The following is a 13050-nucleotide window of genomic DNA, read 5'->3' as shown; positions in this document are numbered from 1 at the left end:
AACAGTGGAAACGAGTACGCACACGAATCCGCGAACTCCGAGCGCTTGGAGTACCCGAATGGGCCTGCTTTAGGATGGCAAACTCGCGGCGAGGCGCATGGGAAATGTCTCGGAACACAAATAATGCCCTTCCCACTTCCTACTGGGAAGCGAGAGGGCTGAAAAGTTTGCTTTCACGTTACTTAGAGCTTTGTTAACCTTTTGGAACCGCCGTATGCGGACCCGCATGTACGGTGGTGTGAGAGGACGGGGGCTTGCCGCCCCCTCCTACTCGATTTTTTACTCAGTGTATAAATCAGATTTGCGTAAACGTTTTTACTCCATATCCACCTCTCTAAAAATCCACACTTTGCAAGCGTAGCAATTTCTAATTTTATCTATTTTTCTATTTGCAATTTGTCATATAACATAACATGATAAAATATTTAGTCTTAAATATATTCCATATAAACCCAAATACCTAACATAATAATGTAATGTATTCATTTTGTAAGCGTTTTTATTTTTGTTTTTTTAAATAAATCTATTGTAATCCTGAAAAAGCTGTACTAAAATGAAGTCAGAAATTGAGTAAACGTTTTTGCAAATGACAAGATGTTTTTATAAATATCCACATGGTTAAACGCCTGGATTTTGCGTAAACGTTATGACAAGGGTGGGACGATGGAGGACAAAGAAATAACGATTAAGGATATCGCACGAATGGCTAATGTTTCTGTGGCTACCGTATCTCGAGCCATCAACGGACGGGATCGAGTAAGCGATGCAACACGAAAGAAAATTTTAAAAATTATTGAGGAGGTCAACTTCGTACCTAACGCCATGGCAGCCTCGATGGTTAACAAAAAAACTCATATGCTTGCCGTTGTCGTGCCGGACATCCAGAACCCATTTTACACCGCTGTTATTGGTGGCACTGTGGAAGCAGCCAAGAAGGAAGGCTATTCTACTCTGGTGGTTTCAACCTATGGGGATGAGGCTGAAGAAGAAGAGTTCTTTGAGGGCTTCCTAGGGCGAAATGTCGACGGAATCATCTTAATCGGAACTCATAAGGAAGCCAACTTTTATAGAAATATCCGCAAGCCTGCCATATTGGTGGATCGTTATATCAATAACTGCGGACATGATGGTGTAGTCATTGATAACTTTCGCGGAGCTTATGAGGCGGTTAAGCACTTCGTAGAGTTTGGACACGAACGAGTAGCGATCATTGACGGCTCACATGATTTTAATGATGGCAAGGATCGTTATTGGGGTTATCATCAGGCTCTGCATGAGAGTGGGATCAGGCCCGCGCCGGAATACCATAAGCAAGGCAAATGGCAGGAGGAAGATGGATATCGATTTGCCACAGAGCTTATGCGTTCTGAGCAACCACCCACTGCAATCTTTGCAGCGAACAACGTCATATGCAAAGGTGTGATCAAAGCTGTTCGGGATTTGAACCTGGTTATTGGCGAGGATATCTCGTTAATCGGTTTTGATGATAATGAGCTTGCTCAATTTGTCCAGCCTCAGGTCACCATTGTAAGCAGGCCTACAAGAGAGATGGGGGTTAGTGCAACAGAAATTCTTATTCAAAAGATCAAGGGGCATACGAACGAGCCGTCCAAGTTGAGAAAGGTAGTACTTGATGTAGAGCTAATCAAACGCGGGTCAGTCAAAAAGCTGAGGTAGCAGATAGGAGAGAGGGCGATGTCCAACATTCTGGTTGTAGGCAGCATGAACATGGATATTGTAACAAGGGTTAAAGAGCTTCCTAAGCCTGGCGAAACCATTCACGGCATAGGTACTGACTTTCACATTGGCGGAAAAGGAGCGAATCAGGCCTGCGCGGCATCCCGGTCCGGGGCAAAGGTGGCTATGGCAGGAGCGCTTGGGACAGATGTCTTTGCTGAGAATATACGTGAAGTATTGGAGAAGGATGGGATCAATACCCAATATATCGTATCCAAGCAAGGGCCAACCGGAATGGCACTCATTACGATAAACGACTCAGGAGAGAACCACATTATTTTGTCTCCGGAAGCAAATTATAGATATGAAGAACAAGAGGTTAGACAGATAAACGGGTCTGATTACGATGTGATTCTATTGCAAAATGAAATTCCGGGACAAGTTAATGTCAAGGTACTTCAATTGGCCAGCGCAGCAGGGATTCCTGTGTGCGTAAACCCGGCTCCCATGACTGGTTTTGATCGCAACCTGCTTAGTCAAATTACTTATCTCATTGTCAATGAGGTGGAGGCGGAGGAACTTACCGGGATGCCGGTACACAGTTTCGATGCAGCTCGGCAAGCGGCGCAATACTTATTGGAGCAAGGCACGCCACATGTGATTATAACGTTGGGCAGCAGGGGCTCGATCTATCTGGATCGGACCGGAATTTGGATTGAAACTCCCGCATTTACTGTGCCTTCGGTCGACTCTACGGCTGCCGGTGATACATTTATCGGCGCATTCATCGCCAGCTATTTTGGCGGTAATGAGCTAAAGGAAAGCCTTCGCTATGCAACCGCCGCCTCTGCCCTGGCCGTGTCCGCTGCCGGCGCCTATCATTCCATACCTGTGGAGAGCAGCATTCGTTCCTTCCTTACCCAAGTAGAAGCAAGAAACCAATAATTGACTACTAAGGACATTCTTCCTGAGGAAGAATGCCTCACAGCCTTTAACTTTGCTCTATTAACGCTTGGTCTTGTTAAAGTTATCCAAATGATTAAGAGGAGGGATTTAGATGAATCGACCTGTATTAACTATGGAAGGCATCAGCAAAGAGTTTCCCGGGGTAAAGGCCTTGGAATCGGTCGATTTTGAACTCTTTCCAGGGGAAGTTCATGCCTTAATGGGCGAAAATGGTGCGGGAAAGTCGACACTTATGAAAATCCTCTCCGGCGTGTATGCTCCTACAAAGGGCGCGATCAGGCTCCAGGGGAAGGAGACTGCTTTCCGCAGTACGCTTGATGCTCAGCGTCAAGGTGTATCTATCATCCATCAAGAATTCAACTTATTCTCGAATCTTTCTGTAGCGGAAAATATCTTTATCGATCGGCCTGAAATGACCGGGCCCTTCGGTCGGATAAAATGGTCCAAAATGATAGAAGAGGCTCAAGCGCTGATAAAATCCATCGGGGGCAGCGAGCTGGACGTCCGGCAGGAGGTGCGTCATCTGGGTGTGCACAGCCAGCAGGTGGTTGAAATTGCCAAAGCCCTCTCCTTTAAGGCTGATGTGTTAATTATGGATGAGCCGTCTGCCGCCCTTCCTGAAAATGAAGTCAAAAAAATGTTTGAAGTTATTCAGCATTTAAGGTCACAGGGAGTAGCCATTGTTTACGTTTCACATCGGATGAAGGAAATATTTGAAATTGCGGATAAGGTAACCGTGCTTAGAGATGGACGGAAGATCGATACTCGAAGCATTGATGAAGTCACCGAGCAGCAGCTCATTCAGATGATGGTTGGCAAGGAAGTTCAGCAATTGTACCCGACTCGCCAGCAGCCACATGCTGAAGAGGTCATCCTTAAGGTAAGCGATCTATCCTTAGATGCCGAACACAAAATCAGCTTTGAACTAAGAAAAGGGGAAATTCTCGGCCTGTTCGGAATTCCAGGTTCCGGTTCTCACACGGTAGCCCAGCGATTATTTGGTCTTAAGCGGGGGACCGGAGAGATCGCTATTCATGGCCACCCCGTTCAGATAGCTACTCCAGGCGATGCAAAAGATCACAAATTGGCCTATGTCCCGCCCGACAGACACCGTCAAGGCATTATCAAGCCGATGTCTATACGCAAAAACATCACGTTCCCACTGTTGCCTCATCTATCCAAAGGTCTGGCATTAAACAATAATGCCATCCAGCAAGTGAGCCAAGAGTATATGAACAAGCTCAGGATTAAAGCGCCCCATGATGAGCAAACCGTAGACTATTTAAGCGGAGGTAATCAGCAGAAGGTTGTAATTGGCAAATGGCTCGCTGCCAAGCCCGATATTCTTATATTGGAAGAGCCTACTCGCGGCGTGGACGTGGGAGCTAAAGCTGAAATTTATAGCATCATACACCAGCTTGCCCAAGAGGGACTAAGCATCCTGCTAATATCCTCTGAAATGCCTGAGGTAATCGGGATGAGTGACCGAATATTGGTGTTATACAAAGGCGACATTGTACATGCATTTGCTCACGGTGAAGCGGATCAGGAGCAATTGCTGCAGCGAGCGTCCCACCCCCGTATGGAAGGAGACGTGTTATGAAACGTTTGCTCGGTGTACACGAAGCACCTATTCTTATTTTTACCTTACTCGTTCTTGTCATATTTTCGCTTGTTACCCCTGATTTCTTCCAGCTTGATAACTTCAAGCTTATTCTGGATCAAAATATCTCCATGTTTATTGTAGCGATTGGGATGACGATGGTCATTTTGCTAGGAGGTATGGATTTATCGGTTGGTTCTGTTCTGGCGGTCACCTCAACCTCGGTTGGATTATTTTTAAATCAAGGCATAACCCCATGGATAGCCGCTATGCTGGGCGTGGGTATCGGTGTCCTTTGCGGAATGGTGAATGGATACTTCATTGCTTACAGGAAGATTCCGGACATTATTGTCACCCTGGCGACGATGTACATTTTTCGCGGAGTAGCCGTTGGCATCAGTGGGGGAACGTGGATGAACAATTTCCCGGCAGGTTTTCGCTTTTTTGGACAAGGTACCTTTATGGGAATCTCATTCCCTCTACTTGTTGCCGTATTATTGATCGCTGTATTTGTTTATCTCCTGCTCTATAGCCGTGCAGGCCGAAGAATATATGCTGTTGGCGGCAACGCTTCTGCAGCGAAGCTGGCGGGAATCAATACAGCTCGGACCAAATTCATGGTTTATGTCTTTACCGGCATGTTAGTGGGGATCGCTTCGGTCATATTTGCAGCAAAGGTGGGAAGTGTCCAGGCATCTACGGCGGGCAATTCGCTTTCCTTTGAGGTCATGGCTGCCGTGTTGATTGGCGGAGGAAGTATTTTCGGCGGAGTGGGCACTATTGCAGGCACTATGCTTGGGGTTCTCTTTATGGGGATCGTGAAGAATGGCCTGATTCTAGCCAAGGTATCTCCGTTTTGGGTGGATGCGGCGACGGGTTTCCTGATCATACTCGCCATCGTTATCAATACACTGCAGAGGGCAAGGCAATCTAAAGGAAAGGAAGGGGATCTGATATGAAAGCTTGGATAGATCGGCTGCCACTTTCACTTCGGACCAGTAAATTAACCGTTCAATTGCTCCTGTTATTGTTCATTCTGGTCTTATTTAGCTTCTTGTCTCCCTATTTTCTTTCTGTAACTAATTTTATGAATGTACTAAATCAGATGGTAGAGGTTGGGCTTATCGCCATTCCGATGACGTTAATCATTATCTCGGGGGCCATGGATTTGTCAGTGGGTTCCATCCTGGCCTTCTCTGCAGTTGCCATGGGAATTGGCTTTGAAAACGGCCTGAACATCTGGGTATGTGTATTGATTGGTCTGATCGCGGGCTTGGTGTGTGGTGCTATTAATGGCTATCTTATTGCAAAATTCCGGATGCAGGCCATAGTCGTTACCATAGGGATGCTAGTCATGTTACGCGGCCTCGTGTACGTCATGAATGAAGGCAGGCCCATCAGTGGATTTCCGGACTCCTTCTACTTTTTAGGTCAACAATATATTGCCGGTATTCCCTTTAATTTTATTGTGCTAGTCATTTTGTTTCTTATCGCTAACTTCTTTATGAACAAAACGCGTTTTGGCAGCTACGTGTACGGAATTGGCAATAACGAGGAAGTCGTTCGTTATTCGGGGATATCAGTGACTCGTATTCGCTTCGTACTTTTTATGCTAAGCGGTTTGTTCTCAGCTATTGCGGGTGTATTTCTGGTTTCGCGGCTGGCCAGTGCCGAAGCGACATCAGGTACCAATATAGAGCTGGATGTTATTACAGCTACTTTAATAGGAGGTACTCACATTTTCGGGGGGAGGGGAAGCCTTACAGGAACATTTGTCGGGTTACTGATTATTGTATTCTTGCGCAATGGACTCAATTTGCTGGGTGTTTCCGTGTTGTATCAGGCCGTTATTTTAGGCGCGCTACTACTGCTTGCAGTAAGCAATAAAAAATTTAGTGGAGAGTGAATCCTATGAAAAAAATGACATTGGCATTACTGACAGGCCTGCTATCATTGAGCTTGGCTGCTTGCGGCAACTCTGCAAACACTTCAACAGGGGCAGGAGCAGGTGAAGATTCCTCAGCTTCCGGAGCAAAAACCTACTTCATTAATCCTAAATCGATAGGTCCTGCTTATTGGGCAGCCGCAGAGAAAGGGGCCAAACAGGCAGCGGAAGATTTAAAAGTAGAGGTAGTATTTAATGCACCTACTGAAGCAGACTCCTCGAAGCAGATCAATATGATACAGGATATGCTGACACGCAAGGTAAGCGGAATCGGCGTATCCCCCAATGATGCTAAAGCGGTTGGTCCCGTATTCAAAAAGGCAAAAGAACAGGATGTACAAATTGTTACCTGGGACAGTGATGCGCCAGATACTGACCGTCAGTACTACGTAGCACCTGCAACTGACGAAGAGGTTGGGGAACTCCTGGCAAAAACCATTGGTGAAGAAATAGGTGGGAAAGGCAAGGTAGCATTCATGGTTGCCGGACTCGGTTCACAAAATCAAATTGCCAAATCCGATGCTGCCAAGGCTTATTTTGCTGCTAATTATCCAGACATCGAGCTGGTTACCACCGTATCAAGTGATGATGATCAACAGAAAGCATATGCCAATGCCCAGAATCTGCTGCAGACTTATCCGGATTTAAGAGGAATTATAGGCTTTGCGGGTGGCGAACCCCCGGCTGCTGCAGAGGTTGTTGAACAAGCAGTAAATGCAGGGACCATAGAGAAAGGCCAAGTAGCAATTACAGGCGTCGCTGTGCCCAGTGTAGTGAAAAATTATATCAAAAATGACACGATGAAGACGAGCATTATTTGGGATCCGGGGAAGCTTGCCTATACGACTGTCTATGTTCTGGATCAATTAGCGCAAGGAAAAGAGATTCAGGATGGGATGGAAATTCCGAATGTGGGCCCTGTGAAGGTAGATGGATCAAATATTTTTATCGGAATGCTTGAAATCACCAAAGAAAATGTAGACAGCTTCGATTTTTAATTCTGGCTGCTGAAAGGGTAAATCATGATGGAAATTCAAGTGCAGATAGAGAACTTAACCGCTGAAGGCTTTGCGCCATACGGTAAAGTGGTTGATATTCCGGCGACCGCCCCTTCCAAAGAGGGGGAGGGGTGGGATTGCTGGAGTTATATCCAAATGCTGGACGTATCAGAGCCTATTGGATTTGGCCTAGTAGAGACCAGACAGCGTGAATTCATCGTATCAGCGATGGAACGGCATGTGAGCCGGGAAGAACTGTTACTCACCTTTGACCGGGAGATTATCCAGCCGGTAGCCCTCTGCAAGGATATTAGCAATCCCGAGGAGCAGCCTGATCCAAATACCGTGAAGTGCTTCCGGATTAAACCCGGACAAGCCATCATTATCAACCGGGGGGTGTGGCATAGTCCGGCATACCCGGCAAGTGACGATGCACGTTATTTATTTGCGATAGAGAAGAAGAAGGATGCCTTTGGCGATGAGATGATTAACCCATGGGTAGATTTTATTGAAGGAAATACTGTTCGGTTCAAGTAGAAGAACTTTTATTATTACTACAACTAAGGTACTCCATCAGAACGGATTCTGATGGAGACTACCTACAAGGAGAAGCTCATGACGCATGAACAACAAGTAATGAACTGGATCGACGAGCACCGGGATGATATTATTGCTTTTTTACGGCAGCTCATTCAAATTCCCAGCGTTAATCCATGGTTTTTTGACGAACCCGCTCCCTCCAAGGAGAAGGAACTGCAACAACTGATCTCCGCCAAGCTGGAGGGACTTGGTGCAGAAATCGAAATGTGGGAGCCTCATAGTGATGATCTAAAACAATATGAAGGCATGGCAGGTTATTATCCGGGCAGAGACTTTACAGGGCGCCCCAACCTGGCCGGGACATTCGGTAAGGGAACAGAGGGCAAATCCTTGTTGCTTTTCGGGCATATTGATGTGGTGATGGCAGGGTCCAAATGGTCCGTTGACCCGTTCGAGGGAACAATTATTGATGGGAAGATGTACGGTCGCGGTACAGTGGATATGAAGGGCGGCGTCGCAGCTATGATTATGGCTGTTGAAGCGGTGCTTCGCAGTGGCTTGAAATTGAAGGGACCCGTTGTTGTGGGAACCGTTGTGGATGAAGAAGCTGGCGGAATGGGCGCGCTGGATTTTATCCACCACGGCTACCGCGCTGATGCATGTATCCTAACAGAGCCTACCTCGCTTACTATTGCCCCATTGTGCAGAGGAATACTGTGGGGGAAAATCCGCATTCAAGGGCGCAGTGGGCATATTGAGATGCCGCAAGCGGACTGGAAGGATGGAGGGGCTGTAGATGCCATCAAAAAGGCTCGGATCATACTCGACGCCTTTGACCGCTTGAATGAACGCTGGGCTGAGACCAAGACACACCCGTATCTGTCGATTCCCTGTCAGGTGCATGTAGCACAAATGAATGCCGGAGAATATCCAACCTCCTTTGCTAATGAAGCAGAGATTGTATTTAATGCGCAATATCTACCATCAGAGCGCGATGAGAAGCTGGTGGGTGGAAACGTGAAGAAGGAATTGATTGAATTCGTACGCCAGACGGCCATGCAGGACCCTTGGTTAAGTGAGCACCTGCCAGAAATTGAATGGATGGTAGACGCGGATTGCGCCGAAACGGACGTAGCTCATCCATTTGTCCAGACCTGTGTACAGTCCTTGAAAGCTGTTGGGGAAGAAGGCACTATTGAGGGCCTGGGCTTCCATACGGACATGGGTTGGCCTGTTAACGTAGGCATCCCGACCATTAACTTTGGTCCAGGCGATCCAAGCCTGGCGCACCACAGCGATGAATTCATACCTGTAGAGGAACTTATTCAAGCTGTGAAGATGATCGCAAAGACGACGATCGACTGGTGTGGGGTTGAGGAAGCTTAATTCAGTCATAAGCCAATATCTATACGCAGAGTGCAGACACGGAGGAGAGCGAACATGAAAATATTATTTGTAGGCGAATCCTGGGTGGTCCATATGATCCATACCAAGGGATATGATAGCTTTACATCAACAAAATATGAAGAAGGAGCCACCTATCTATTGTCCTGCCTGAGAGAGCAGGGGATTGAGGTTACCTATATGCCGGCTCATGAGGTTCAGGTTCGTTTTCCCAGATCACTTGAGGAGCTTAAGACTTATGATGCCATTGTAATTAGTGATGTGGGCGCAAATACCTTCTTGCTGCAAAACCCCACCTTTTATCAAATGGAGATTATCCCGAATGCCCTGGATCATATTCAACAATTTGTAGCTGAAGGCGGAGGACTGCTGATGGTTGGCGGTTACTTAACCTTTATGGGAATTGAGGGCAAGGCGAATTATGCCAATACCGTATTATCCGATGTACTGCCGGTCATTATGCAGGATGGGGATGATCGGGTTGAAATGCCGCAAGGCTTTGCTCCTGTGGTTACAGAGGCGCATGCGTTGGTGGACTTTGGGGAATGGCCACGATTATTAGGTTATAACAAGCTCGCCGCCAAACCTGATGCCAAGGTGTTGCTTAACCATGAGGATGATGCCATCCTTACGGTCGGTAGCTATGGGAAAGGGAAAACCGCTGCTTTTGCCAGCGACTGCTCGCCTCACTGGGGCTCTTTGGAATTTATGGAGTGGGAGCATTACTCCGCATTTTGGTCGGGTCTGGTTAAATATTTGAAATAGGGGCTGAATCGAATCGGCTACTACCTAACCTTAGAAACCCAATCCCCTCGGGGGATTGGGTTCTATTAAATATTTGCTTCGTGAAATAAAAGACAACCGATGAACTCCTCCGATTACAGTTGAGAACTCCAAATCGCCGGAATATGGATATAATGATCATCTTCTTTACGAACATGAGTTGGTGGAGGTGTTGTTTCTCGAAAGGTGTATGAGGAGTTTGGTTTGATTGAATAGATGAGAATCCAAGGCAGACAGCTCTCCTTTGCGTAAGCAAAGGGGGGCTGTTTTTTTGCGGCAGAAATGAATTGTCCATACTGCTCTTAAAATACAGGTGCAAAACTTCTTAAACTAAGATAATCTAAATTTTAGAGATAATTGACAAATCCAAGGATACAGCCCAGAGAGGCTAACGAAAAGAGGCTGCATGATACAAGAGAGAGAGGAAGACCAATTCTTGCTTCTAACTAAATTGAAGCTACCCCAGTCCCTTGATCAATCGGTGCCTCGTCCCCGGCTGCTTGCACTATTGAATGCGGGACTTAACCGCAGGGCGACCTTTGTGACGGCTCCTGCCGGATACGGGAAAACAACGCTGGTCAGTGATTGGGCCAGACAGCTGGACCTACCCGTCGGGTGGTTATCGCTGGATGACAAGGATAATGACCTCATCCGATTTTGGAACTACTTGATGAAAGCGATCGAACAGGCAATCGGCAGGTTGTCAGACTCCGTTTGTGCCTCGAACGTAATGCTAAGCCCGGGCCAATACGAGCCATTTATGGTTGTTCTCTTAAATGAATTGAACCGCCTGAATGATCCGATTATTCTGATATTGGATGACTGGCATGTCATACATAATACGGATATCCAGGCGTCCGTTTCTTATTTTCTGGAGTATTTGCCTCCCCACGTGCATCTTTATTTCTCAAGTCGAAGCATCCATGGATTTCTCAAGTCGAGATGGATTAGTCGGGACTGGATCCAGGAAATTCATACTCGGCAGCTGTGTTTCAATTTGCAGGAGACGGTGGGTTTCTTCCAACACGTTGAGAAGAGAGAACTGCAAAGAGAGCAGATTGAACGAATCCAATCTCAAACCGAAGGCTGGGTGACAGGACTTAGGCTGATCTCGTTGTCTATTCATGATGATGAGTGGATGGGAGCTTTCAAGTATGTACATTTAAACCCGGAACGCGTCGAACTGTATTTATTCGAGGAAGTGTTTGAATCGTTGGACGAGCCAATAAGGCAGTTTCTGTTGAACGTCTCGATTTTACAGCGAATGAACGAGCAGCTTTGTAAGGTTGTAGCTGGCGAACATGGTGCACAGATGATGGCAGAGCTGGAAAAACGAAACATGTTCCTCATCCCGCTGGATGAGAACGGGGACTGGTTCCGATTTCACCATGTATTCGGCGAGTTTTTACTGAAGCAGCAGCGACGCCTTGATCCTGCGAAGACAAATGTACTCTTCCAATCGGCTGCAGCCTGGTGTGAATCGCAGGGACTGCTCGAAGAAGCGATAGATTACTACTTGGCCGGAGCCTATCATTCGGAAGCGATACGTCTGCTAGAACAGATGAGAAGTTTGATGGTTCGCAGGGAATTCTCGACCATGAAGGTTTGGTTGTCGGCGATTCCCGAGGAACTGCTTATGCAGTATCCTTACCTCTTTTTTTCGTACATTTTTTCGTTATTGTGGTCCCAGGAGCTGGAGCTGTCGGAACGGTATTTACAGCTAGCAGAAAAGCATTATGCTGCTTCCTCAGTGAACTGGAGCTCGGAAGAGAATAATCGCTTTTTGGGATATTTGTATTATGTAAGGAATTTTAAAGCAACCCAATATGACATGGATATGAAAAAAGGACTGGAGTATATTCATCTGTCTCTCCAGCATAGTCCTACAGGAACGGATCTGATCTTTGCATCTCCTCATATGCCACTATCTCCTTCTATATACAGGTCATACAATGGCAAGCGCGGCCAACATTTGCCTCGGGGCCTATCGGATACCTTCTTTTTGAGCATGATTGAGTTCATGAAGCCAATGGGCCTGCAGGATTCGGTCGTTGTTTGTTATGGTGAATTACTCTACGAACGCAACGAGTTGGAGCAGGCAGAGGCTTACTTGAAGCTGGGCCTACAAGGCACGAGTCAGGCGCATTATCAACCAGAGAAGGTATACGTTCCCGCGAGTCTTTTCATGTCACGTATCAGCAAATCCAGGCAGGACATCAGTCAAGCCGAAAAATGGCTGGAAGAAGCCTATAGAAGGGCGATTGAGGATGGTGCTAAGGAGGCCCCCATCTTGCTCGATATCGAAATAGCTCGTCTGCGAGTGGAATCAGGAGACTTATCTGCAGCTATAGAATGGAAGGATCGCTACAAGGTCTCCTCGGATGATCCGGTATCCGTATATCAGCTATTCGTCTATATCTTCCTCGTTAGAGTGTTGATGGAGACAGGCAACAGTCAGGAGGCATGGGCATTATCTGAGAGATTGCTGCAAATCGCGATAAAAGGTCATCGTCCGATGGACGCCTTGGAGCTCCAAGTGCTCCAGGCGATGCTGCTGCAGGTGAGGAATAAGCCGCAACAAGCGCTGCTGAAGCTGGAAGAGGCGCTTACATTTGCGAAACCCGATGATTATATCCGTGTGTTTGTTGATAAAGGCCATCTGGTAGCAGAGCTGCTGGCGGAATATGTCCAACATCGTCAAAAAGGGAATATTCGAGATAAAAATGCGCCTTCACTTGCCTATGTGCGGAGAATATTGTCCGCTTTCGGAGGAACAGCCGAATCTCAGTTACAAGGCAAAGCAACATTAGAAAAGCTTCTGACACCACGAGAATATACGATATTTCGCTATATGGAGGAAGGGATGGACAATCCGGCAATCGTTGAAACACTGGGCATCGGAATGGGGACCTTGAAGGCGCATATCAATCGAATTTACAGCAAGCTGCAGGTAAAAAACCGAGTTGAGGCGATTAAAAGAGGTAAAGAGTTTCAGGGTTAAACACGGAAGGTTGTAACAGCAGGCTCGCTGAACGGCGGGTCTCTTTTTATTTTGTATAACAGGACCTATAACCGGGGTTAGATTCAAACTATCGAAAAATCCAATATAATGTTCAACGTGGCAATGAATAAGG

10 protein-coding genes and 1 pseudogene are annotated in these 13050 nt (G+C 46.7%); all 11 read left to right on the top strand.

The window, feature by feature from the left end:
• Positions 1 to 197 (top strand): annotated as a pseudogene (locus C557_RS25635) (group II intron reverse transcriptase/maturase); the annotation flags it as partial.
• 466 nt (positions 198 to 663) lie between these two features.
• A complete protein-coding gene (locus C557_RS0121665) occupies positions 664 to 1677 on the top strand; it encodes a LacI family DNA-binding transcriptional regulator (protein WP_018753952.1) in 1014 nt (337 codons plus the stop codon).
• Positions 1678 to 1695: 18 nt separating this feature from the next.
• Positions 1696 to 2622 carry a ribokinase gene (locus C557_RS0121660; RefSeq protein ID WP_018753951.1) on the top strand — a complete coding sequence of 309 codons (927 nt, stop codon included), beginning with the start codon at positions 1696 to 1698 and terminating at the stop codon, positions 2620 to 2622.
• Between the two features lie 112 nt (positions 2623 to 2734).
• On the top strand, positions 2735 to 4246 hold the full coding sequence (locus C557_RS0121655; protein ID WP_018753950.1) for a sugar ABC transporter ATP-binding protein: 1512 nt from the start codon (positions 2735 to 2737) through the stop codon (positions 4244 to 4246).
• Positions 4243 to 5205, top strand: a complete 963-nt coding sequence (locus C557_RS0121650) for an ABC transporter permease (protein WP_018753949.1) — start codon at positions 4243 to 4245, stop codon at positions 5203 to 5205. Before C557_RS0121655 ends, C557_RS0121650 begins: the two co-directional genes overlap by 4 nt.
• Positions 5202 to 6152, top strand: coding sequence for an ABC transporter permease (locus C557_RS0121645; RefSeq protein WP_018753948.1), 951 nt, complete (start codon positions 5202 to 5204; stop codon positions 6150 to 6152). The genes C557_RS0121650 and C557_RS0121645 overlap by 4 nt, the downstream gene beginning before the upstream one ends.
• A 5-nt stretch (positions 6153 to 6157) precedes the next feature.
• Positions 6158 to 7189: an autoinducer 2 ABC transporter substrate-binding protein gene (locus C557_RS0121640; RefSeq protein WP_018753947.1), complete on the top strand. Its 1032-nt coding sequence runs from the start codon at positions 6158 to 6160 to the stop codon at positions 7187 to 7189.
• A 24-nt stretch (positions 7190 to 7213) separates the two neighbouring features.
• The gene (locus C557_RS0121635; RefSeq protein ID WP_018753946.1) at positions 7214 to 7726 is read left to right on the top strand and encodes an ureidoglycolate lyase; all 513 of its coding nucleotides are present in this window, start codon (positions 7214 to 7216) and stop codon (positions 7724 to 7726) included.
• 78 nt (positions 7727 to 7804) lie between these two features.
• Positions 7805 to 9115, top strand: a complete 1311-nt coding sequence (locus C557_RS0121630) for an ArgE/DapE family deacylase (protein ID WP_018753945.1) — start codon at positions 7805 to 7807, stop codon at positions 9113 to 9115.
• Between the two features lie 54 nt (positions 9116 to 9169).
• Positions 9170 to 9898, top strand: coding sequence for a glutamine amidotransferase (locus C557_RS0121625; RefSeq protein ID WP_018753944.1), 729 nt, complete (start codon positions 9170 to 9172; stop codon positions 9896 to 9898).
• Between the two features lie 454 nt (positions 9899 to 10352).
• On the top strand, positions 10353 to 12917 hold the full coding sequence (locus tag C557_RS0121620) for a winged helix-turn-helix domain-containing protein (protein ID WP_240473005.1): 2565 nt from the start codon (positions 10353 to 10355) through the stop codon (positions 12915 to 12917).
• Positions 12918 to 13050 lie beyond the last annotated feature (133 nt).

Source organism: Paenibacillus sanguinis 2301083 = DSM 16941, from assembly GCF_000374825.1.
Classification (GTDB): Bacteria; Bacillota; Bacilli; order Paenibacillales; family Paenibacillaceae; genus Fontibacillus; species Fontibacillus sanguinis.
The sequence above is the reverse complement of the archived record's forward strand: the minus strand, read 5'-3'. Positions and strand labels throughout refer to the sequence as shown.

Bases quoted from the DNA above. Each gene is read 5' to 3' on its own strand.
- C557_RS0121635 (WP_018753946.1), top strand. From the start codon at position 7,214: ATGATGGAAATTCAAGTGCAGATAGAGAACTTAACCGCTGAAGGCTTT.
- C557_RS0121630 (WP_018753945.1), top strand. From the start codon at position 7,805: ATGACGCATGAACAACAAGTAATGAACTGGATCGACGAGCACCGGGAT.
- C557_RS0121640 (WP_018753947.1), top strand. From the start codon at position 6,158: ATGAAAAAAATGACATTGGCATTACTGACAGGCCTGCTATCATTGAGC.
- C557_RS0121625 (WP_018753944.1), top strand. From the start codon at position 9,170: ATGAAAATATTATTTGTAGGCGAATCCTGGGTGGTCCATATGATCCAT.
- C557_RS0121665 (WP_018753952.1), top strand. From the start codon at position 664: ATGGAGGACAAAGAAATAACGATTAAGGATATCGCACGAATGGCTAAT.
- C557_RS0121650 (WP_018753949.1), top strand. From the start codon at position 4,243: ATGAAACGTTTGCTCGGTGTACACGAAGCACCTATTCTTATTTTTACC.
- C557_RS0121645 (WP_018753948.1), top strand. From the start codon at position 5,202: ATGAAAGCTTGGATAGATCGGCTGCCACTTTCACTTCGGACCAGTAAA.
- C557_RS0121660 (WP_018753951.1), top strand. From the start codon at position 1,696: ATGTCCAACATTCTGGTTGTAGGCAGCATGAACATGGATATTGTAACA.
- C557_RS0121655 (WP_018753950.1), top strand. From the start codon at position 2,735: ATGAATCGACCTGTATTAACTATGGAAGGCATCAGCAAAGAGTTTCCC.